The 20,970-nt window shown below is 63.5% G+C and carries 20 protein-coding genes and 1 riboswitch; of the genes, 10 read left to right on the top strand and 10 right to left on the bottom strand.

Going from position 1 to position 20,970, the window contains the following annotated elements:
- Positions 1-87 precede the first annotated feature (87 nt).
- Both NSO95_RS02885 and NSO95_RS02880 read left to right on the top strand, forming a co-directional pair.
- Positions 88-327, top strand: coding sequence for a DUF4160 domain-containing protein (locus NSO95_RS02885; protein ID WP_257594638.1), 240 nt, complete (start codon positions 88-90; stop codon positions 325-327).
- Complete coding sequence (locus NSO95_RS02880; RefSeq protein ID WP_257594637.1) at positions 320-721, top strand: DUF2442 domain-containing protein; 402 nt, start codon at positions 320-322, stop codon at positions 719-721. Before NSO95_RS02885 ends, NSO95_RS02880 begins: the two co-directional genes overlap by 8 nt.
- 100 nt (positions 722-821) lie before the next feature.
- Here NSO95_RS02880 and NSO95_RS02875 read toward each other — a convergent pair whose 3' ends face one another.
- A complete protein-coding gene (locus tag NSO95_RS02875) occupies positions 822-2,042 on the bottom strand; it encodes a hypothetical protein (protein ID WP_257594636.1) in 1,221 nt (406 codons plus the stop codon).
- 2 nt (positions 2,043-2,044) lie between these two features.
- On the bottom strand, positions 2,045-3,964 hold the full coding sequence (gene thiC, locus NSO95_RS02870) for a phosphomethylpyrimidine synthase ThiC (RefSeq protein ID WP_257594635.1): 1,920 nt from the start codon (positions 3,962-3,964) through the stop codon (positions 2,045-2,047).
- 40 nt (positions 3,965-4,004) lie between these two features.
- Positions 4,005-4,113, bottom strand: a riboswitch (TPP riboswitch).
- A gap of 40 nt (positions 4,114-4,153) precedes the next feature.
- Here thiC and NSO95_RS02865 point away from each other — a divergent pair.
- From NSO95_RS02865 to NSO95_RS02840, 6 genes are all read left to right on the top strand, one after another.
- Positions 4,154-4,777, top strand: coding sequence for an SOS response-associated peptidase (locus NSO95_RS02865; protein WP_257594634.1), 624 nt, complete (start codon positions 4,154-4,156; stop codon positions 4,775-4,777).
- 210 nt (positions 4,778-4,987) lie between these two features.
- A complete protein-coding gene (locus NSO95_RS02860; RefSeq protein WP_257594633.1) occupies positions 4,988-5,533 on the top strand; it encodes a hypothetical protein in 546 nt (181 codons plus the stop codon).
- 1 nt (position 5,534) lies between these two features.
- Positions 5,535-6,821, top strand: coding sequence for a S1 family peptidase (locus tag NSO95_RS02855; protein ID WP_257594632.1), 1,287 nt, complete (start codon positions 5,535-5,537; stop codon positions 6,819-6,821).
- A 112-nt stretch (positions 6,822-6,933) separates the two neighbouring features.
- Positions 6,934-7,623: a DUF6445 family protein gene (locus NSO95_RS02850; protein WP_257594631.1), complete on the top strand. Its 690-nt coding sequence runs from the start codon at positions 6,934-6,936 to the stop codon at positions 7,621-7,623.
- Positions 7,624-7,717: 94 nt separating this feature from the next.
- Positions 7,718-8,836, top strand: coding sequence for an NAD(P)H-dependent flavin oxidoreductase (locus tag NSO95_RS02845; protein WP_257594630.1), 1,119 nt, complete (start codon positions 7,718-7,720; stop codon positions 8,834-8,836).
- 42 nt (positions 8,837-8,878) lie between these two features.
- The gene (locus tag NSO95_RS02840) at positions 8,879-10,003 is read left to right on the top strand and encodes an acyltransferase family protein (protein ID WP_257594629.1); all 1,125 of its coding nucleotides are present in this window, start codon (positions 8,879-8,881) and stop codon (positions 10,001-10,003) included.
- A gap of 21 nt (positions 10,004-10,024) precedes the next feature.
- On the opposite strand, the gene NSO95_RS02835 is transcribed toward NSO95_RS02840, so the two are convergent.
- The 6 genes from NSO95_RS02835 to NSO95_RS02810 form a co-directional block, all read right to left on the bottom strand.
- A complete protein-coding gene (locus NSO95_RS02835; RefSeq protein WP_257594628.1) occupies positions 10,025-10,621 on the bottom strand; it encodes a thiamine biosynthesis protein ThiC in 597 nt (198 codons plus the stop codon).
- 63 nt (positions 10,622-10,684) lie between these two features.
- Positions 10,685-11,131, bottom strand: a complete 447-nt coding sequence (locus tag NSO95_RS02830) for a hotdog fold thioesterase (RefSeq protein ID WP_257594627.1) — start codon at positions 11,129-11,131, stop codon at positions 10,685-10,687.
- A gap of 61 nt (positions 11,132-11,192) precedes the next feature.
- Complete coding sequence (locus NSO95_RS02825; RefSeq protein ID WP_257594626.1) at positions 11,193-12,719, bottom strand: flavin-containing monooxygenase; 1,527 nt, start codon at positions 12,717-12,719, stop codon at positions 11,193-11,195.
- 135 nt (positions 12,720-12,854) lie between these two features.
- The gene (locus tag NSO95_RS02820; protein WP_257594625.1) at positions 12,855-14,672 is read right to left on the bottom strand and encodes a DUF885 domain-containing protein; all 1,818 of its coding nucleotides are present in this window, start codon (positions 14,670-14,672) and stop codon (positions 12,855-12,857) included.
- Between the two features lie 197 nt (positions 14,673-14,869).
- Positions 14,870-15,658 (bottom strand): hypothetical protein, encoded by a 789-nt coding sequence (locus NSO95_RS02815; protein WP_257594624.1) that lies wholly within the window; start codon positions 15,656-15,658, stop codon positions 14,870-14,872.
- 149 nt (positions 15,659-15,807) lie between these two features.
- Positions 15,808-17,079, bottom strand: a complete 1,272-nt coding sequence (locus tag NSO95_RS02810; RefSeq protein WP_257594623.1) for a metal-dependent hydrolase family protein — start codon at positions 17,077-17,079, stop codon at positions 15,808-15,810.
- A 189-nt stretch (positions 17,080-17,268) separates the two neighbouring features.
- On the opposite strand from NSO95_RS02810, the gene NSO95_RS02805 reads away from it, so the two are divergent.
- A complete protein-coding gene (locus tag NSO95_RS02805) occupies positions 17,269-18,645 on the top strand; it encodes a hypothetical protein (RefSeq protein WP_257594622.1) in 1,377 nt (458 codons plus the stop codon).
- A 12-nt stretch (positions 18,646-18,657) separates the two neighbouring features.
- On the opposite strand, the gene NSO95_RS02800 is transcribed toward NSO95_RS02805, so the two are convergent.
- Positions 18,658-19,521 (bottom strand): MipA/OmpV family protein, encoded by an 864-nt coding sequence (locus NSO95_RS02800; RefSeq protein ID WP_257594621.1) that lies wholly within the window; start codon positions 19,519-19,521, stop codon positions 18,658-18,660.
- 67 nt (positions 19,522-19,588) lie between these two features.
- On the bottom strand, positions 19,589-20,179 hold the full coding sequence (locus NSO95_RS02795) for a DUF2585 family protein (protein ID WP_257594620.1): 591 nt from the start codon (positions 20,177-20,179) through the stop codon (positions 19,589-19,591).
- Between the two features lie 66 nt (positions 20,180-20,245).
- Between NSO95_RS02795 and NSO95_RS02790 the strand changes: the two genes are divergently transcribed.
- Positions 20,246-20,962, top strand: coding sequence for a hypothetical protein (locus NSO95_RS02790; protein WP_257594619.1), 717 nt, complete (start codon positions 20,246-20,248; stop codon positions 20,960-20,962).
- The last annotated feature ends 8 nt before the right edge of the window (positions 20,963-20,970 follow it).

The following is a 20,970-nucleotide window of genomic DNA, read 5'->3' as shown; positions in this document are numbered from 1 at the left end:
CGCTCGCGCATTACGGCTTACTGACGTCGGGAAGCCGGAGAGAAGGCTCCAACTTGAGAAACCCATCAAGATCGGTTATTCGGCAGCTTGGTCACCGTCCATCGCGAAGCGGGCTTTCGGTTCATCATCTTCACCGATGATCACGAACCGGCCCATGTGCATGTTTTCGGTGACGGACAGGCGAAGATCAATCTGGCTGGCCAAGGCGGCGAGCCGGAGTTGGTCAGCGCCGCAGGAGTGAAAGCGGGCGACCTGCGCAAGGCGATGCGGATCGTGGCAGAACAGCAGGCATACCTGCTCGAACAGTGGAAGGCCCATCATGGTTGAATTGACCGACGCACAGATTGCCGCAGCCGAGGAACGCGAGCGGATCATCGCGCAAACTCAGCCGCATGCGAAGGCTGCGCGCTACGATGCCAAGGCCGACCGGGTGATCGTGGAACTGACCAGCGGCGCGACCTTCGCCTTCCCCCCGCGCCTGGTGCAGGGCCTGCACGATGCCAGCCCGGCGCAGATCGCCGAGGTGGAGGTGATCGGGGCGGGATACGGCCTGCACTGGGGAGCGCTGGACCTCGACTACACCGTCCCCGGCCTGATCAACGGCATTTTCGGCACGGCCAAATGGATGGCGGCGCAGGCGGGACGGGGGACGTCTGCGGCCAAGGCCGCGGCGGCGCGAGCGAATGGCGCGAAAGGCGGGAGGCCGAGGAAGATGGGGTGATTTTGGCGGGGCGTTGGCGCGCTTAAACTAAGTATGCTGTCTCCAGATCTCTCGATGAAGTATGCTGTCCCCGGATTTCCCCGATGGCGATAATTTGGAACTATGACCCCGGGATTTGCTGAGAGGTTTGGCGCTCCAGAGCGTCGCAGGCTCTCATACCCCGCCAATCATGATCTTCGCGATCAGCGCGCGGTTGGATAGGCTCTTTCAAACCAATTACGTGCCAAGACTTGCCACCATAACTTGACAGTATGCCAGTGAGGGAGGTGGCCATTGGTTCGTCGCTCACTATGACAAACCGATGTTTGCCAAGATCGGCACGCTTCTCGCCAGCGAGGAACTTTCCAAGTAGGTTAGCGGCGTTCTCGATATCAGGAGAAATCAAGTAAAAAATCTGAGGGATATGCTGTTGTCGTAAGAATGTCAGACTACGCTCAAATTCTCTCAAATCCTCCTGATAGTCTGTGTGACCCTTTTCAGGAAGAAACAGCAGTTGATCCCAAGCATTCTCCACTTCTGGATAAGTCACTCTAGCGACCACTTCCGCTGCAAAAATCGCCCAATCGTCGCGATCACTATCTGGAGGTGCCTTGATTGGCGAGGCCGCCCGTGCAAGATTTTCCTTTCGAGCCATGCAAAGCCTCGCAATCCGATCATTAGCCAGTTCCAGTGCAGCCGACCAATCGGATTGACTCCGGGGCACGAATTCACGGGTTCCGGGAGCGAGCATCAACGACGTATGTTGCGCGGTGGCGAACAAAAGCTCGTCGCTGGGCCTAACGATCTCGATTTCAAATGCGCCAGCCTCCGGATCGAAAGCGATAGCCCCTCTCCAATGCATATTAAAACTCGTCTGATGCAAAGCAGCCAAATATTGCGGCCCGATGATGTCCTCAAGCGACCAAGACTCGAGCTTCTCACCGTCGGCACTAAACAGAGTTACCACTTCTGGGCCAAGGCCCGCATCGCACCATTGGTCGGCGATCAGAACATGGCCTTGGTCGCCAACGCTGAGCGTCATCGGGTCACCCCATTGATCGAGTGCATACGACCATCGTTTTGTTTGTGTTCCGTCATCCTGCCTCTCGTACAGGTTCAAGAACGCACTTTCCGGGTCGCCCTTCGATTCGCCAGTTTTTGTCGGTTCATCCCAGCAATCTTCGACTTTGCAGTCTCGCTTTCGAGGCACGTATTCCAGGACAAATGCCTCGTTTGGCGAAGATACGGTCTGCAGGTAAGGGTCGGCACAGGAGTCTGCCACCGCCGGTGACGCGGCGATCATCGCCAGAATGATCAGCCATGTGCGCAGCAGCAGTCGCACCTTCACTCCGCCCTCACATACAATTCCCCGCCCTCGCGAAACTTCGCCGCCATCTCTTCCATCCCCTTCAGCGCCGCTTCCTTGCTCGCCGCTGCCGCCTCCGCGCCGGTCTGGCCGCTGGCGACGAAGCCGTCGGCGCCCTGGTTCTGCTTCGCCGCGAAATCCCGCACGTCCTGGCTGATCTTCATCGAGCAGAATTTCGGCCCGCACATGCTGCAGAAATGCGCGGTCTTGGCGCCTTCGGCGGGCAGCGTCTGGTCGTGGTATTGCTCGGCCGTGTCGGGGTCCAAGCTGAGGTTGAACTGGTCGCGCCAGCGGAATTCGAAGCGGGCCTTGGAGAGCGCGTCGTCGCGGACCTTGGAGGCCGGGTGGCCCTTGGCGAGGTCGGCGGCGTGGGCGGCGAGCTTGTAGGTGATGACGCCGACCTTCACATCGTCGCGGTCGGGCAGGCCGAGGTGCTCCTTGGGCGTGACGTAGCAGAGCATCGCGGTGCCGTACCAGCCGATTTGCGCCGCGCCGATGCCGCTGGTGATGTGGTCGTAGCCGGGCGCGATATCGGTCACCAGCGGACCGAGGGTGTAGAACGGCGCCTCGCCGCAGACCTCGAGCTGCTTGTCCATGTTCTCCTTGATCTTGTGCATCGGGACATGGCCCGGCCCTTCGATCATCACCTGCACATCCTGCTTCCACGCGCGGTGGGTCAGCTCGCCCAGGGTGTAGAGCTCGGCGAACTGCGCCTCGTCATTGGCGTCGGCGATGGAGCCGGGGCGCAGGCCGTCGCCCAGCGAATAGGCGATGTCGTAGGCCTTCATGATCTCGGTGATCTCGTCGAAGCGTTCGTAGAGGAACGATTCCTTGTGATGTGCGAGGCACCATTTGGCCATGATGCTGCCGCCGCGGCTGACGATGCCGGTCACGCGGTTCGCGGCAAGCGGCACGTAAGGGAGCCGCACCCCGGCGTGGATGGTGAAGTAGTCCACCCCCTGCTCGGCCTGCTCGATCAGCGTGTCGCGGAACACTTCCCAGGTCAGCTCCTCGGCCACCCCGCCGACCTTCTCCAGCGCCTGGTAGATCGGGACGGTACCGATGGGCACGGGGCTGTTGCGGATGATCCATTCGCGGGTGTCGTGGATGTTACGCCCGGTGGAAAGGTCCATCACCGTGTCCGCCCCCCAGCGGATCGACCAGACCATCTTGTCGACCTCGTTCGCCACGTCGCTCGCCACCGCGCTGTTGCCGATATTGGCGTTGATCTTGACCAGGAAGTTGCGCCCGATCGCCATCGGCTCGCTCTCGGGGTGGTTGATGTTGCTGGGGATGATCGCGCGGCCGCGGGCGACCTCGTCGCGGACGAACTCCGGCGTGATGACGTCGGGGATGCTCGCGCCCCAGCTCTGCGCGCCCTCGCGGTTGGCGGCGATCAGCTCACGCGCCATTTCGCGCCCGAGGTTCTCGCGCTCGGCGACATATTCCATCTCGGGGGTAACGATCCCGCGCCGGGCATAGTGCATCTGGCTGACGTTCTGGCCCGATTTCGCGCGCAGCACCCGCTGGCGGACATGCGGGAACGGCGGGACGCCGCCAGAGCGGTCGGGGCCGAGCTGGCCGTTATCCTCCGGCTTGGTCTCGCGCGCGTCATATTCCTCGACATCGCCGCGCGCCATGATCCACTCTCGCCGCAGCTGCGGGAGGCCGCGGTTGATGTCGATCGCGGCAGCGGGATCGGTATAGGGGCCGGAGGTGTCGTAGACCCGCACGCTGGGCTCGCCGCCCTCGAGGTCGATCTCGCGCATGGCGACGCGGATGCCGGAGCCGGTGCGCGCGCCGACATGAATCTTGCGGCTGCCCCGGATCGGCCCGGTGGTGACGGGAATATTCTCTCCCGAGGGGGGGATCTCGATGGTGGAATCGATGTCGGCCATGCGCGTATCTCTCCTTGTGGCGGATGGAGAACGGACCTGTGGCTTTCGACCGGCCCACTCCCTCCGCCGATGCTAATCGGTTCAGGTTCGACGGGTCGGGCAGCGCAACCTGCCCCTCTCAGCGAAAGCTCGCTCCCCGGGGATGGAGGGACGATAGACCTTCGTCACGCCTGCGTCTAGGCGCTCGCCATGACCCTCCTCTACCGCCTCGACGCCCCCGCCGCCGATGTCGCCGCGCGCTTCGGCGCACGTCCGGGAGGCGATCAGTGGGCGGGCGGATATTGCACCCCCGGCAGATTTGCCCCGGTCACCACTGCGGGGCGAGAATTCATTGCCGGGCCGCGTCCTGCGGGGAGGCCGCTCGCGCCGCGTATGGTGCCGCGCTTGTGGGGCGTGCAGCCGCCGCCCTCGGCCGGGGACCGCGCGCGTCTGGTGGCGACGGTGCGCAATCCGGACAGTCCGTTCTGGATCGGCAATTTGCGCAACAGCGAGTTCCGCTGTCTCGTCCCCGCCACCGCCTTCATGGAATGGGGCAGCGGAACGGACTACGAGGGCCGCCGCCTCCGCCACTGGTTCGCGCCCGAGGACCAGCCGATCTTCGCCATGGCAGGCGTGTGGAAGGACGACGAGGTGCCGGGCTTTGCCTTGCTGACGGTCGAGGCGCATGGCGTGCCGCGAGAGCTGGGGTGCAGGACGATACCGGTCGTCCTGCCCGACCGCGAGGACATGCGGCAGGCTTGGCTGCATAGCGGGTGGGATACGGCGCGATCCGTTCTCGGCTCGAACACCCAGTTGCTGGCAACAATAGTTTGACGAACGGCTGAAAGCGACCGGAAGAACGCCGTTCCCGCTTAAATGTTCCAGCCGCAGATGATTGGGCCGAAGTTGAACCCAACATTCGTCCAAACGCTCCAATCATGTAATCAGTTCATCTTGGCACGATATTCATCAGTATAGACGGAACCTATTGCTCCAAGGATAATTATTCCCTCGTGTAGAAATTACCGAGAAGGACAATTCTCCATGCCATATAAAGTTCATTGCGTCGCACTGGCAGCAATTGCCATCGCGGCCTGTTCACCGCAGGATAGCGACGCGCCCGAGGCTGCCGCATCCGCAACCCCTGCGACAGACCCCGCAGCAGATGCTACCGCATCGTCCGACCCGGGCGCCGCGCCCATGCCGCAAGAGACACCCGACATCGCAGCGCCCCCGGGCGAAGAGCCCAAGACGGTCAACACCATGACCGCCGAGACTGGCAGCGCATCAACCGGCGCACCCTACATCGCGCGGCTCAGGCAACCGGTGGCAGTGGTCAATATCGCCAACCCCGGCCGGCTCTCGGTGAGAAACGGCTGCCTCGTTGTCGAAGTCGGGGGTCAAACGCATACCGCCGTGTTCAATGGTCCCGTCTCGATTACCGGATCGGCGGTTACATTCGAAGGCAAGACCCTGCCCCTCGAAAAGACCGCGCCGATCCCGGGCGGCAAGCTGAATCCGTCGGATTTCGCACTTCGCGCGCCGGCAGCAGCAGGCTGCCCATCAAGCTTTTTCGGCATTGGAGGCTAATATGACCCGCCCATTCACACGTTTACTCGTCGCCGCATCCGCTCTGGCCCTGGCCGGAGCCGCGCCAACCTCCGTGCTGGCGCAGGAAGGGGCGGTAACCAACCCGTCAGTCACCTATCTCATGGAAAAGCACGGCCTGAGCAAGGATGAGGCGACCATGCGGATCGACCTGCAAGGGCAGATCATTGCCCTGTCGGAACGCCTCAACACCGGCGGCGACGCGAACTATGCCGATATGTATATCCAGCACGAGCCGGTCTACAAGATCGTCGTGATGTTTGCCGACCGGTCGGATCGCAAGGCTTTCCTCGATGCGCTCGACCCCGGGCTGCGCCGTTATGTCCAGCTCAAGCAGGCCAAGCGTTCGCGTGCCCTGAGCGACGCCGAACTCGACACGCTGAATGCTGCGGTCGTCGCGGTCGGAGTGCCGTTCACTTCGGAATACGACCTTGAATCCGAACGGTTCGTCGTCACCGTTGCCGATCAGGCTGCGCTGGCAAGGGTTCGGGCCGCGATCCCTCCGAAGCTTCGCTCCGAGACGACGGTCGAGCAAGGCCTGATCCCGCAGACCGAAGCCGTGCCGAGCAACGTTCGCGCCGGCGATGCAGCCTATGGCGGAAACCCGGTCTTCTCGACGACGACCTCGTTCGACTATTACTGCTCGATGGGATTTGCGGTCTCCTACACCGCCGGTGGCGTGGCGAAGAAGGGCATGCTGACGGCGGGCCATTGCCCGGACACGATGTATCTCGACTACGCAGGCCGCAAGGTGACCCTGTCGGGACCATTCATCGACAAGGCCGACCGCGACCAGAGCGCGGATGCCGACGGGCTGACCGACAAGTACGACTACCAGATTTTCGATATGACCGGCATAACCGTCGGGCCTTCGATCCGGTACGTCGACAAGAACTCGATTCCCGAGTTTCCGGCATCCGGTTCGCTCACCCTCACCGGCATCACCAGCTTCATGAACCAGAAGGCGGGGATGGTGGTGTGCAAGTCCGGTCACACCACCGGCATAACCTGCGGCAAGATTGTCAACGGCAACAAATCGCGCGATGGCGTCGCGGGCTGGATCGAGGTCAGCCAGACCAACCAGGCCGATATCAGCGAACCGGGCGATAGCGGCGGGCCATGGTTTCTCTATCCGGGGAGTTCGAGTACGATAACCGGCGTCGGCATCCATTCCGCTGGCGCAGGCACCGGAGCGAGCTCGATCGCCGTCTATATGCCGATCGACTATATCAACGACCACGATCCGACGGTTGCGACGATCAAGCAATAGCTCCTTGCGGTCATGAACAAGCGCCCCCGATCCCGCTGCGGGACCGGGGGTGGATTGCATCGACCGGCATCGACCTTTGACAGGTCCCCACCGCTGCTCCATCCCACCGTTTGTGATACAGCCACCTCCGCCTCAGGTTTCGGTCCAGACCATCGGCCACGAGGGCAGCCCGCTGGTGATCATCGACGGGTTCACCGGCGACGTCGAGGCGATGAAGCGGGCCGGATATGCCGCGCAGTACGAGCAGCCCGGCGCCGGCTATCCCGGTATCCGCGCATGGGTGGAGCCGCAGTTCCTCGATATCCGCCGCGAGCTGATGATGCAGGTTGTCGGTCGGGTGTTCGGCATTTCGCGCGGCATCAGCTGCGAGCTGTCGTGCTTCTCGCTGGTGACAACCCCGCCGGGCGATCTCGTCCCGCTCCAGCGCCTGCCGCACTACGACCGCGCGAGCAGCGGGCGGGTGATCGGGGTGATGCATTACCTGCTCGGGCCGGAGAGCGGGGGCACGGCATTCTACCGTCAGAAACGCACCGGGTTCGAAATCATCACCGACGACCGGGTCGATACCTATCTCGATGCGATTGCCGCCGACGATCGCGAATTCGGCCCGCCGCCGCCGGTGTATTACTATGGCAGCAGCGAACGCTACGAACTGATCGGCGAGGTCGAGGCGCAGCCCGACCGGATGATCCTCTACCCCGGCAGGCTGCTCCATTCGGGGGTGATTCCCGCGCCTGAGAGCCTTTCCGCCGATCCGCGCGAGGGGCGGCTGACGGTCAACCTGTTCCTCGTCGGCGAATGAGTCACGGCTCTTCGCCCGGCATCATGAATTAACCGGCTTGGCGAGGCGCCCTCACCTGTGGCACCCCCTCGCCCGATAGAGGGAGAGACACAACATGCCGTTCCGGATGACCGAGCTGGTGGGATGCGAATTCCCGCTGTTCGCCTTTTCGCATTGCCGCGATGTGGTTGCAGCGGTCAGCCGCGCGGGCGGGTTCGGGGTGGTCGGGGCGGTCAGCTCGACGCCCGACCAGCTCGAGCAGGAACTGCGCTGGATCGACGACCATGTCGACGGCAAGCCCTACGGCGTCGATGTGCTGATCCCCGAAGTGCAAGCGGTGAAGATGGACATCACCGCCGACCAGATCATCGCCCAGATTCCCGGCATGTACCGCGATTTCACCCGTGCCATCCTGCGCGAGGCGGGGATCGCGGAGGAGAACGCCGAACCGCTGGGCGGCAAGCAGCGGCCCAACACATCGCTGGGTCAGGAGCTGCTGGAGGTCGCCTTCAATCATCCCGTGCGGCTGATCGCCAATGCGCTCGGCACTGCCCCGCCCGAAATGATCGAGGCAGGCAAGAAGCGCGGCATCCCGGTCGCGGCGCTGGTCGGGGCCAAGGAGCACGCGATGAAACAGATCGCCGCCGGGGTTGATATCATCGTCGCGCAGGGCGGCGAAGGCGGTGGGCATTGCGGCGAGGTTTCGACCGTGGTGCTGATCCCCGAAGTGCTCGATGCAATCGAGGAAGCGGGGGCCGACATCCCGGTGCTCGCCGCAGGCGGGATCATGACCGGCAAGCAGATGGCCGGGATGATGGCGATGGGGGCGGACGGCGTGTGGTGCGGCAGCGTCTGGCTCGCCACCAGCGAGGCGGAGACGACCGAGGTGTTCCGCGAGAAGATGATCGCCGCCTCCAGCCGCGACACCATCCGCTCCAAGCACCGCACCGGCAAATACAGCCGCCAGCTGCGCAGCGAATGGCACCAGAAATGGGAGGAGGCCGAGATTCCTGCGCTCCCCATGCCGCTGATGATGCTGCTGAGCGAACCGACCCTGCGCGCGATCGACAAGGCCAGCGTCAACGGCAACCGCGCGGCGCAGGAGCTGGCGACCTACTTCGTCGGCCAGGGAGTTGGCATGGTCAAGCAGCAGCGCGGCGCGGGCCAGGTGGTGCAGGATTTCAAGGAAGACTTCGTCCGAGGCTTTGAAACGCTCAAGCAGGCGATAGAGTAACAGGTATGACCGCTCCGAATCCAGCGTCAGGAGGCCGCCAGGATGCAGAACGGGCCTGACCGGATCAACGAACTTGACTGGGTGCGCGTATTGGTCGTGTTCGCGGTTTTTCTGCATCACGTCGGCATGCCGTTCAACGGTGACGACTGGTTGATCATGAATAGGGAATCGAGCAGCCTGCTGGACGACATCATGGTCTATTTCGAGCAGTTCCGATTGCCGTCCCTGTTCATGGTCGCCGGGGTCGGCGCAAGCCTCCTGCTGGCCAAACGATCAGCCGGAAGATTTGCGATCGAAAAGGCAAAGCGACTGCTTATTCCGCTGACCATTGGCGTCCTGCTGATTGTTCCTCCGCAACTCTATTTCCGGAACCCGGAAGAGTTCACCTCGCTTTGGTCGGCCTATCCTGAGCTGGCGCTGGAACTCGAGACCCAGCACTTGTGGTTTATCGAATATCTGTTTGTGTTCTCGCTGCTCGCCATACCGTTCCATCGGCTACTTCGGTCCGATCGTGGCAGGATGGCGATCAATGCGCTAAGTTACGTTCTGATCCATCCTGTGGGGCTCATTTCGCTCGGCCTGGTGCTCGCGGCGCTGCGCATTGGATTGAAAATCTACTTCCCGTCTGACGATCTAGGTCTGGATAACCTCTCGTCCTCGATCTTCTACCTGTTCTTTTTTATGGCGGGTTTGTTGCTGGCGCAGCGCGTTGAGCTGTGGCGGACGTTGGGAGATAACTTGGCGACAATTGGCGGTGCCTTTGCGGCAATATCGATTGTCTTTTATGTCTATTATCTGTTCGATTTCAGCTCTTTCGCCTCAATTGAAACACTCTGGTCGATCTGGTGGGCGCTCGCCAGTCTGGTGGCGTGGACGGGAGCACTAACCCTCATTGGCGGAGCGCAGCGCTATCTCAAGGCCTCCCCCGGTTGGCTACAAAAGTCCAACATGTTGATCTACCCGTTCTATATCCTGCATCAGACAGTCATTGTCGTTCTGGCATTCCATATAGTGGAATGGAGCGCAGGGATCGCCGTCAAGATGAGCGTCCTGCTGCTCTCCAGTTTCGCCATAACGGCTGCCATCTGCGCGTTCCTGATCTATCCCTTTAATGTCGCCCGGTTCATGTTCGGATTGAAGCCCAAACCAGCACGAACCGCGGGTTAGAGCGCTGGAAGTATTGTTCGACTATTCTTCCTCGCGCCGCCCGGTCACGATGATCGCAAGCGCGAGCAGCAGCGTGGCGAGCGTCCCGGTGGCTCCGGCGGGCAGCATCAGCTCCATGCCGCGCGCCATCGCGCCGGTATTGGCGAGCATCGCCGCGCCGCCCGCCAGCACGGCCAGCCCGCCGATCGCCTTGCCCAGCCCATTGCCGCAGCGCACCGCGCCCAGCCCGATCACGATCGCGGCGAAGCCGAACAGGAACTTGCCCGCGAAATAAAGGAAGAACGCCCCGGCGAGGATCGACTGGAACGCCGGAGCCATCGCCTCGCCCGCCTCGCTCACCGGGCCAAACATCGCCAGCCCCATGCCGACCTGGATCGCGTTGAGCACGCCGCCGACCGCGATCACCGCCCAAGCGGCGGTCAGGTCGCGGCCGCGCGCGAGCGGGACCAGCGCGAACACCGCGATAGCGAGGAAAGCCACCGCCTCCACCGTCCAGATGATTGGGCGATCGATATCCAGCCCCTGGCTGTAGAGTGCGAAATAGACGATCTGCGTCACGACCATCGAAATGAGCGCGACGGCGACGATCTGTGCGGAACGGTGCGGTGTGAATTCCATGGCTGGCCCCCTGTTGCCTGACGAAGGTCCTTCGCCCCCGCGCCGCGAATGGTTACACCCGCGCTATTTCCGGTCGAGCGGGATGACCGCCGCGGTGAAGCGCGAGATGCACACCAGCTTGCCGTTCTCGTCCCGGATCTTGATCGACCAGATTTGCGTCGTGCGCCCGATATTTTCCGCCGTGGCGGTGGCGGTGACATAGCCCTGATACGCCGGACGGACGTGGTTGGCGTTGATTTCCAGCCCGACCGCGACATGCTTCTCACGGTCGATGCAGAAGCTCGCGGCGACCGATCCGACAGTTTCCGCCAGCGCGACCGAGGCCCCGCCGTGCAGCCGCTTGAACGGCTGCTGGGTGCGCTCGTTCACCGGCATCCGTGCGCTGATCCAGTCGTCGCCCGCTTCGAGGAATTCGATGCCGAGGAAACCGGGCATGCAGCCGTCGCCCAGCCGGGTCATCGGGTCGAGCGGGGGGAGCTCGTCGTTCCACCAGATCGTTTTCTTGGTCATGGCGCACGGTGTGGCGCAGCGCGGGCGCGCTGTAAATCGTGCCGTAACGTCAACCCTGTCCTCAGGCTGGCTCCGCTTCGCGCGCCCTTGCCACTTCACCGGCGTAGCGGAATTCCGCTCCGTCCAGGTCGATCTGCGGGAATTCATCCTTCTCGACCCAGTAGTCCTGCGTGTGGCGCCACGCGGGATCGCTGCCCGCCTTGGGCAACGTCGTCATCCCGCGCTGGAGATAGCCCGGATTGAAATTGTCCGCCTCGATCCACGGCCGCGCTTCCATTGCCGGATCGACCGGCTCGACCTCGACCCGCGCGACGCCCTTGTCGCGCATATGCGCGAGCAGGCGACAGACGAAATCGCCCATCATGTCGACCCGCAGCGTCCAGCTGGCGCGGAAATAGCCCATCACCCACACGAGGTTGGGCACTCCGGTGAACATCATCCCGCGATAGGTCAGCGTATCGTGCCAGTCGATCGCTTGGCCGTCGACGCTGACCGCCATGTCGCTCATCACCGAGAGGTTGAAGCCGGTGCAGGCGACGATGATATCCGCCTCGATCTCCTGCCCCGAACCGGTCAGGACGCCCTTCTCGGTAAACCGGTCGATCGTGTCGGTCACCGCGCTCGCCTTGCCCGCTGCCACCGCCTGAAACACGTCGCCGTCGGGGCAGAAGGCAAGCCGCTGCTGCCACACGCGGTATCGGGGCGTGAAATGCGGTTCGAACTCGAAGTCCGGCCCGGCATAACCGCGCACCAGCTCCTTAAGCTCGTCGAACACCGCATCGGGCTCCTCGATGCAGCGCCGGGTCAGCGCGTCCTGGTCGTAGAGGATCTGCTGGCGCACCACGCGGTGGATGGTCGGCTCGTCGATCCCGATCTCGCGCAGCCGGTCGGCCAGTTCGTTCTGGTTGGGATGGCAGAAGAAATAGGTCGGGCTGCGCTGGAGCATGGTGACATGCGCCGCGCTCTTGGCGAATTCGGGGATCACCGTCGCGGCGGTCGCGCCCGATCCGATCACCAGCACGCGCTTGCCGGTGTAGTCGGTCTCCGGGTCCCACTGCATCGCGTGGACGAACAGCCCCTTGTAAACCTCCACCCCTTTCCAGTCGGGGATATAGGGGTTCTCGTGGTCGTAATAGCCCGAACACATCCACAGGAAGTTGCAGGTGAAGGTCACCGTCTGCCCGTCGCTCCGCCGCTCGGCGGTGACGGTCCACCGATTGGTCTCGCGCGAGAAGGCGCAGGCGCGGATGCGGTGGCCGTAATGGATATGCTCGCCGATCCCGCTCTCCGCGATCACCTCGCCCATATAGGCGAGGATTTCGGCAGCGGTGGCGATCGGCGGGCCGACCCACGGCTTGAACCGGTAGCCGAAGGTGTAGAGATCCGAATCCGAGCGGATGCCGGGATATTTATGCGTGTCCCACGTGCCGCCGAAAGTGTCCTTGGTCTCGAGGATTGCATAGCTCGTGCCCGGACACTGGTCCTGCAGGTGCCACGCCGACCCGATCCCCGATATCCCCGCGCCGACGATGATCACATCGACATGGGTCGCCTGCGTATACCCTTGCATCTCGACCATTGCGTCCATGGCGGATTCTCCTCTCCCATCCTCCCGGCGACTCGCATGGTAACATCCGCCCTGCATTGATGCGGATCAAGCACGAAAAAAAGGGGCGGCACCGTGTCCGGGCCACCCCTCGATCCATCGCGCGGGCAACCAACCTTACTTCTGCGACGCGATCCAGCGGTCGATCTTGGCTTCCAGCACCGGCAATGGAAGCGCGCCGGTGTTGAGCACCTGGTTGTGGAATTCGCGCAGGTCGAACCGGTCGCCCAGCGCCGCTTCGCCCTTCTTGCGCAATTCCTGGATCTTGAGCGCGCCGACCTTGTAGGCGAGCGCCTGGCTGGGGATGGCGATATAGCGTTCGACTTCGGCCACAACTTCGGTGCGGGTCATGCCGCTGTTTTCCAGCATGAAGTCGATCGCCTGTTCGCGGGTCCAGCCCTTGGAGTGCAGCCCGGTGTCGACCACCAGCCGCATCGCGCGCAGCTGTTCGTCCTGCAGCGTGCCGTAGCGGTTCCACGGATCCTCGAAGAAGCCCATCTCGTAGCCGAGCGTTTCCGAATAGAGCGCCCAGCCCTCGACATAGGCGGTGTTGCCGCCGAAGCGCATGAAGGCGGGAAGGGCGGTGTTTTCCTGCGCGAGGCTGATCTGGAAGTGATGCCCCGGTGCGCCTTCGTGCAAGTAAAGCGTGACATTGCCCGTCGTCAGCCGGCTCGGCAGGTCGTAAGCGTTGAAATAGAAAGTGCCGGGGCGCGATCCGTCGGGCGAACCCTGCTGGTACGAACCGCCCGCGCTGAATTGCTCGACCGACTCGTCGTAAGGCTTGATCACCAGCGGGGTCTTGGGAAGGACCGAGAAATACTCGGCGATCTTGGTGTCGACTTCCTTGCCGATGCGGTAATAATCGTCGGTCAGCGCCTGCCGGCTTTCCGGTGCGAACTTGGGGTCGGTTCGGACGTAATCGAAAAACTCGTTGAGCGTTCCGGCAAAACCGACCTCCGCCTTGATCGCTTCGAGGTCGCCCTTGATCCGCGCGACTTCGCTGAGGCCGAGATCATGCAGGTAATCGGCCGTCAGCGGCAGGGTGGTGGTCTGCTCGATAAGCTGGTTGTAGAGTTCCGCCCCGCCCTTCATTTCGCTAAGCCCCACGCTGGTGCGGGCGACCGGGAAATACTCGTCGCGCAGGAAATCGCGCAGCCGCTCGTGTGCGGCGTAGATTTCCTTCGTCTTCGCCTCGTAGGCGGCGGTCAGCCGGGTCTTGTCTTCGGCGGAGAACGTCTCGGGGAAATTCTTGACCGGCGTCATGAACGGCGAATCCGCGATCGGGGTCGTCACCAGCGTATCGAGCTGCTTGATCACGATCCCGATGGTCAGGCTGGTTTCGAGTACCCCGCTCTTCATCCCCTCGCGCGAACGCTCGATCGCGCGGTCGGTGATCGCGATGTAGTCGTCGTGCCGCCCGAGATTGTCTTCGTAGTTCGCCACCGTCTTGAACTGCGCCGCGCTGTCGCCGCTGGCGAGATCGGGATAGAAGGTGTGAAAGCCGAAGAAGTGGTTGATGGGGCGCACTTCGGTCAGCGCGCGGATTTCGTCGGTCTGTCCGCGAAGGGCCGATTCCTGGCCGTATTTGAACACATCGTAGGCAAGCTGGTCGGTCTCGCTCAGCTTCGCGCGATCAATCAGCTCCAGCTTGGCGAGGTTGAGCTGGGTGTCGAGCCGGTTGGCGTAGAAATTGCTGTCGGTCAGGAAATCGCCGAGCCTGCCGGCATCCTTGTCGTCGCCGCGGAACAGCCGCCCGATCGGATTGATCTCCAGCCCGCGCGCATCGGATTCGGCGAACAGCGCGTGGAGCTTGTCGTGCTCGCTCTTCGGCGCGGTTTGTTCGGCGGCCGGTTCGGCGGTCTGCGCCAGCGCCGGAGCGGCGGGCAAGGCGAATGCGGCAGCGGTTGCCAGCAGGGCGAGTCGGATCGATTTCATGGATGTTCCCCGTTCAGATGCGACGGGTGTGATCATGCCGTGATGACGCCCGCCTGAATTGCGTGATTGCGATAGCGGGCATCTATCCGCCGTTCGCCCCGTCGTCGACCAACGGCGCGAAGCCATCGACAGGAGGGCGAGCAACGTGGGACGCGTTCGCCCTTCACCGCTCGCCCGTCGCTGCCGATTGAGACAGCTCAGTTGATCAGCGTCTGACCCTGATAGACCCGGTTGAGCAGGGCGTAGAGCATCGGATCGTAGGTCTGCAGTTCGGGCCGCGTGTTGACCTGGTTGTGCACCCCGTCGCCGCCGGTCGGGCCGTTGTAGTTGACCGAGAAGTAGGACTGCATGCCTTCCGCCCAATATTCGCTGCGCGTAGAGATCGCGTAGGTGTTGGCCCAAAGGTTCTTGCTCTTGGCGTTGTTGTAGGCCGCGGTCAGTTCGGTGTTGAAGTTGGGATCGATGATCGAGATCGCCATATCCATGATGGTGTGGCCGAACTCGTGCACGAACACATTCTCGCTGCCGTAATTGTCGATCAGATTGGCCTCGGTCCCGGCGGTGATGGGGAGCGAGGTGGTGGCCCCGAACCCGCCCCAGTACCGGTCGTCCAGCGAGGTGCCGAACATCGCCTTCACCTCCGGGATGCTGCTCATTTTCTCGTTGCGGGCGACGATCACCACGCGGACCTTCTTCGCCTGCAATTCGGAAACCGGCCAGTAGGGATAGGTGCGCAGCGTGTTCTGCATGTTGGCGCGAGCCTTGAGCAGCGCGGCGTTGCTGACATTGGCCGAGCCGAGCACCGGCACACCCCAGGCATCGACGTACTTGGTGTACCACGGAGAGGTGATGTTGTACTGCGTCTTGATCGACGACGGCACCGCAGTGACGGTCTGCGCCGCCGCTGGCTGGGCGGTAAAGAGGAAACCTGCGCCCATGAGGGTGGCGAGCGATTTGGCGATTACGGAACGATTTGCCTGAAACATCGAAGCGACTCCTGAATTCCCGAACAGAAATTCATACGCCCGTCAGTAATCCCGGTTCCGAAATGGCGAAAATCCCGGTTTCCCGAAAAGGAGTTTATCAAGGAAGCCGCCGACCGGTCACGTTTTCACAAAGCGGTGCGGAAGCCGCCTCACTCCATCACCCGCCCGCGCGCCATCACCCAGTCGACGTTTTCCAGCACCGTCACATCGGTCAGCGGGTTGCCCTTCACCGCGATGATGTCCGCCGAATAACCGGGGGCGAGTCTGCCGATCTCGTTCTCCATCGACAAGACCCTGGCGGCCACGGTGGTCGCGCTCGCCAGCGCTTCGCGGTCGGTCATGCCCTGCGCCTTCATCAACGCGAATTCCTCGGCGTTGCGGCCATGCTCGTAGACGCCTGAATCGGTGCCGAACGCGATCGTCACGCCGTTCGCCCGGGCACGCGAGACGAGCGTCGCCATCAGTGGCTGAACCGCGCGGATCTTGGCCTCGACCACCGGTGTGTAGACGCCCTTGCCCAGCCCTTCGGAGACGCCCTGCAGCGCCATCAGCGTGGGCACCAGCACCGTGCCGTTGTCGCGCATGGCCCTGGCGGCGGCCTCGTCGAGATAGGTGCCGTGATCGACCGTATCGATCCCCGCCTTCGCCACCGCCTCGATCCCGCGCGCGCCGTGGGCATGCGCCATCACCTTGAGGCCAAGCGAATGCGCGGTGTCGGCGATGCTCTTCATTTCTTCGGCCGAGAAATGCGCCTCGAGCCCGCGGCCCTGCTGGCTGAGCACACCGCCGGTGGCGGTGATCTTGATCACGTCGGCCCCGTTCTGGCTGGCGAGGCGAACCTTCTCCGCACACTCGACCGGGCCGGTGCAGGTGTAGCCGGTGTCGAGCACCGCGTTGACCTCCGGCCGGAAGCCGTTGGTGTCACCGTGCCCGCCGACGATCGCCAGCGCGGGACCGGCGGCGATAATGCGCGGCCCCGGCATCAGCCCTTCGGCGGTGGCCCGGCGGAGCGAGAAGGCGGTGTGCTGCGCGCTCCCCGCCTCGCGCACGGTAGTGAAGCCGGCGAGCACGGTGAGCCGCGCGTTCTTCGCCCCCAGCACCACGCCCCACTCCTCGGGCTCGGTCGCTTCCTTCCAGAAATCGCCGCCCGGATCGCCGGTCAGGTGGACGTGGAGGTCGATCAACCCGGGGAGCACCGTGTGATCGGGCAGGTGGACCATGGTCGCGCCTTCGGGCGTCGGCTGGAACCCGTCGACGATGCTGACGATGCGCCCGTCGGTGACGGTGATTGTCGCCGGGCCGGTCGGGTTGCTGGCAGCATCGGTGATAACCGCCCCGGCGTGGATGATGGTGGTGTCGGCCAGCGCCGGGCTGGCGATGGCGGCAAGCGCGGTGGCGGCGAGCAGGCTGGGCAGGCGCATGTGGTAACTCTCCCTGTTATCGGGATCGGTGATGCCCGTCGGGCCGCGCGTGCGCAAGCCTCGGCACATCGGGGAAATTCCCTCTTGCGACTTGGTCCGCTCGGCGGCAACCTCCCCGTATCGCGAGATTTTTCCGGGCGCGCGGGGTGATTCGATCTCCCGCCGCCCACCGTTGGGGGAGAGATGCCGATGATGCGCACGGGTTTGGTTCTGGCCGCAATTGCCGGGGTCGCACTGTCGGCCCAGGCCCAGACGCCGCCGCAGGACAATTCCGCCTCCTGGCCGGCGGAGGTCCGCCAGATCTACAACGAGTTTAAGAGCCAGTGCCGCAACGGCGGCGGCAAGTTCATCCCCGACAAGGCGAATTTCGCGATCCAGACCGAAGTCACCGGCGACGGCAAGCCGGACTGGGTGATCGATTACGGCGCGTGGGACTGCCAGGTGCCCGAGATCCTGCGTTTTGCCGACAACGCGCCCGAAAGCGGCAGTGCCTATTGCGGCACTGCCGGATGCTCGACGGTGATCCTCGGTTCGGGCCGCCGCGGGCTGACCCCGATCTTCGAAGACAATGTGCGCGGCTGGGACGCGGTGAAGCTCCCGAACGGCGAACCCGCGCTCGAACTGTCGGTCCACGGCAGTGTCTGCGGCGGTGTGGGCGCAGAAGTCTGCATCCGGACTCTGGCGTGGAACAGAACCGAATGGAACACGGTCAGGACCTATCGCTGGACCGATGCCGACTATGCCGCCCACCAGAACGGGATGGATGGCGATCCCTTTGTCGAGCCGCCGCAGCACACCGCGCGCTGGCAGTTTGCGGGGCAAGGCGACGGGGCCATAGCGGCAGTCGTCGACCATCCGGAAATCACCGCCGTGGGCCTGCGCTGCATCCCCGGCGGCGGGATCTATATGACAGTGGTCCCGGGCAGCGGAATGGTGCCGCCGCAAGCAGGCCAGCCGCTGATGATGACCTTTACCGGCTACACCGACAATATCGACGGCAATCAGCAACTCATGCAGGAGCCGGGGCGAAACGATTTCAGCGGCGAGGTGGACGAGGTGGTGCTCTCGCTGATGTCGGGCAAGGATGACATGCTCGGTGTCATTGCGAGCGGCGACGGGGGCGGCGAGTGGCAAAGCCTCACCCCGCTGTCGCTCGGCGGATCTTCCGCTGCGATCCGATCGCTCACCGCGCAATGCTCGGGCGTTGCCGGGGCGGCGGCGAGCCAGCAGGCGGCGGGCCAGCAACCCGTCGCCCCGCTCAATATCGTTCCGGGGCACTATGTCGTCGAGGGCAATTCCTGCGGCAACCCCGGCTTCGAGGTGGTGTTCTACGACGGCAAGCGCTTCGGCCTTATGCGCGGCGGTCGTCCCGGCACCGAGGACGAGAATTTCCTCGATCCGCTGGGCAAGGTCTCGCGGATCCGCGAGGGCTTGCTGCTGGAAGATTGGCAGACGGTGGTCGACGTCATGTCGCCAACGCGAATCCGCACCATGCACGAGGAATTCGGTCAGCCGATGCGGTGGTGCCCGGCGGACCAGATTCCGGCAGGATACCGCGCCAGATAGCTTGCCACTGTCCTAGAAGGTGTAGCCGATCCCGGCGCCCACGAACCACTGATCGGCATCGCCGCGCACGCTGGTGAAGGGGGTGCGCTTGGCATCGCCAAGCATGCGCGAATAGCCGCCGATGCCGACCAGTGCGAGCCCGCCATTGGTCGCATCGCCGTCGAGATCATAGCCCAGCAGCAGCGTGGCGCTGGCCTTGGTGAAGCCGCTGCCCGCGTCGAACTGCGCCAGCCCGCTGGTTGCGCTGTCCGCCGCATCGATCGAGTAGTAGTAATCGGCATAGTCGCCATCGGCATATTCCGCGCCGAGCGAAAGCGACGCGATCGCGCCGCGGCTGAGCGGGGTGAAGTAGGTTACCGAGGGATCGATCACCTTGCCCTTGTGCGCCCCGGCGACATCCCACCGCGCATCGACGTTGAAACTCAGGCTGTCATAGGGATTGAGCAGGCGCGGGAAACTCACCCCTGCGGTCGGCCCGACCTCGATCGCTGTTTCGAGTTCGCCGAGGCTGGCGACCACCGGATCCTTGATATCGCTCGCGCGGTTGCCCCGGATCCGTGCCGCAACACCGAAGTCGAAGCCGGGACCATCCGCCGCATCGGGCACGAAGTCGAGCGCCAGCCCGCCCGGACGCGGGTTGAGATCGACCCCGGCAAACGAGCCCTGCACGATCGGCAGCACCGAGACGACGTAATCGTCCGAACCGTCGTAGCTCGGCGAATAGGCCGCGCCGACGCCGACGCTCAGCCAGTCACCGTCGAACACAGTTTCGCCTATGGGCGGCATGGCGGTCTCGGTCTCGACCGGAGGGCCGTCCTGCGCGAGCGCGGGTGAGGCGAGGCCCAGCGCAAGCGCCGGGTAATATGCAAGTCGCATGATAATCCTTTGGATTGTTTGCCGGTGCAACGGCCCGGATGGGCTCAAGTTCCGGCGCAGTGCGCGATCAGCCGGCGGCCTGCCACTGTGCGATCGCTTCCACCGGCCACACCAGCATCACGACGTTGAGCGTCAGATTGTCACGCACCACCACCGCCGTCAGCACTTCCATCGCCAGCGCCAGCGCGACGGTTACTTTCACCGGCAGCCGCATCGCGAGCCAGAAGCCGAGGCTCATCCACCCGATATCCGCCATCGAATTGATGATACTGTCCCCGGAGTAGCCCCAGTTGACGGTGACCGAACGATAGCGGTCGATCACCATCGGGGTGTTCTCGAGCACTTCCCACGACGCCTCGAGCAGCACCGCCAGCGGATAGCCCCACCGTGCCGCTCCCGCTCCGCCGATCTGCCATTTGACGAACAGCATCCACGCCAGCCCGAAGAACAGCATGCCGTGGATGATGTGGCTGGGGGTGTACCAGTCCGAAAGATGCTGGCTGTTGCCTGCAGCGTTGATGTCGCCGTACCACAGCTCGACCGTCCCGCAGGTGCAGATTGGCGGGCGTCCCATCGCGAACAGCACCGTGAGGGTGACGAGGCACAGCGCCGCAGCGGCGATCCAGGCATTGCGGTGGGGCTTGAGGGGATGATCCACGCAATTGGGTTTGCCACAGGAACGGCGAGCGGCAATATCGCGCAAATCGATTCTCGGGGAAAAATCATGCAATTCCGGTTCCTCGCAGCGTGTGCTGCCCTGCTGCTTACCACGCCCGGCATGGCGCAGGACGAAACCGACGAGTATCTGAGGCTCGCCACAACCCTCACTGACGATGCGCTCAGCGAGCAGAGCTTCGAGATCGCGATACAGATTGGTTTCAAAGGTGTCCTCGAAGCCGACGAGGAAATGGTGGCGCTCGAAACCGAATGTCCCGGGCTGATCAGCACGATGGCCGAGGCTGCGCGCCCTGTGATGTGGGAACTGCACCAGCGTGACAATCTCGATTACCGTACCGCGTTGCACAAGCTGTTCGCCCGGCGGTTGAGCAGGGAAGAGGCAGCCGGGGGTGCCGGGTTCTTCGCCTCGCCGCTCGGCAAGCGGTTCGTCTACACCCTCCAACTCGGGATCAGCGCCGACAATGTCATCGCCGACGTGGTGAGCAATGAAGACATGTCGATCAGTCGGGGTTCGCTCGAGAGAGATACCCGCACCAGCGCCCTGCGAGGCATCCTCGCGCTGTCGCCCGAAGACCGGAAGGAACTGACACGCCTATTCTCCAGCGAAGACTGGGCCCGCGCCTTCAGCAGGATCCAGCCCGAGGTGACCGCGTTGCAGCACAAGCTGGTCAATCAGGACTATCCGCCGGAGGACCATGCGCGGATCGATGCGTCGGTTCAACCGGCGACCATCGCCCATTTCGAGAAATGCGACGACCGGTAGACGGGCGG

It is taken from the genome of Parerythrobacter lacustris (assembly GCF_024626475.1).
GTDB classification, from domain to species: Bacteria; Pseudomonadota; Alphaproteobacteria; order Sphingomonadales; family Sphingomonadaceae; genus Parerythrobacter_A; species Parerythrobacter_A lacustris.
The sequence above is the reverse complement of the archived record's forward strand: the minus strand, read 5'-3'. Positions and strand labels throughout refer to the sequence as shown.

Excerpts from the sequence above, each read along its gene's own strand:
- NSO95_RS02880 (WP_257594637.1), top strand. The coding sequence starts at position 320 with ATGGTTGAATTGACCGACGCACAGATTGCCGCAGCCGAGGAACGCGAG.
- thiC (WP_257594635.1), bottom strand. The coding sequence starts at position 3,964 with ATGGCCGACATCGATTCCACCATCGAGATCCCCCCCTCGGGAGAGAAT.
- NSO95_RS02865 (WP_257594634.1), top strand. The coding sequence starts at position 4,154 with ATGACCCTCCTCTACCGCCTCGACGCCCCCGCCGCCGATGTCGCCGCG.
- NSO95_RS02860 (WP_257594633.1), top strand. The coding sequence starts at position 4,988 with ATGCCATATAAAGTTCATTGCGTCGCACTGGCAGCAATTGCCATCGCG.
- NSO95_RS02855 (WP_257594632.1), top strand. The coding sequence starts at position 5,535 with ATGACCCGCCCATTCACACGTTTACTCGTCGCCGCATCCGCTCTGGCC.
- NSO95_RS02845 (WP_257594630.1), top strand. The coding sequence starts at position 7,718 with ATGCCGTTCCGGATGACCGAGCTGGTGGGATGCGAATTCCCGCTGTTC.
- NSO95_RS02840 (WP_257594629.1), top strand. The coding sequence starts at position 8,879 with ATGCAGAACGGGCCTGACCGGATCAACGAACTTGACTGGGTGCGCGTA.
- NSO95_RS02835 (WP_257594628.1), bottom strand. The coding sequence starts at position 10,621 with ATGGAATTCACACCGCACCGTTCCGCACAGATCGTCGCCGTCGCGCTC.
- NSO95_RS02830 (WP_257594627.1), bottom strand. The coding sequence starts at position 11,131 with ATGACCAAGAAAACGATCTGGTGGAACGACGAGCTCCCCCCGCTCGAC.
- NSO95_RS02825 (WP_257594626.1), bottom strand. The coding sequence starts at position 12,719 with ATGGACGCAATGGTCGAGATGCAAGGGTATACGCAGGCGACCCATGTC.
- NSO95_RS02820 (WP_257594625.1), bottom strand. The coding sequence starts at position 14,672 with ATGAAATCGATCCGACTCGCCCTGCTGGCAACCGCTGCCGCATTCGCC.
- NSO95_RS02815 (WP_257594624.1), bottom strand. The coding sequence starts at position 15,658 with ATGTTTCAGGCAAATCGTTCCGTAATCGCCAAATCGCTCGCCACCCTC.
- NSO95_RS02810 (WP_257594623.1), bottom strand. The coding sequence starts at position 17,079 with ATGCGCCTGCCCAGCCTGCTCGCCGCCACCGCGCTTGCCGCCATCGCC.
- NSO95_RS02805 (WP_257594622.1), top strand. The coding sequence starts at position 17,269 with ATGATGCGCACGGGTTTGGTTCTGGCCGCAATTGCCGGGGTCGCACTG.
- NSO95_RS02800 (WP_257594621.1), bottom strand. The coding sequence starts at position 19,521 with ATGCGACTTGCATATTACCCGGCGCTTGCGCTGGGCCTCGCCTCACCC.
- NSO95_RS02790 (WP_257594619.1), top strand. The coding sequence starts at position 20,246 with ATGCAATTCCGGTTCCTCGCAGCGTGTGCTGCCCTGCTGCTTACCACG.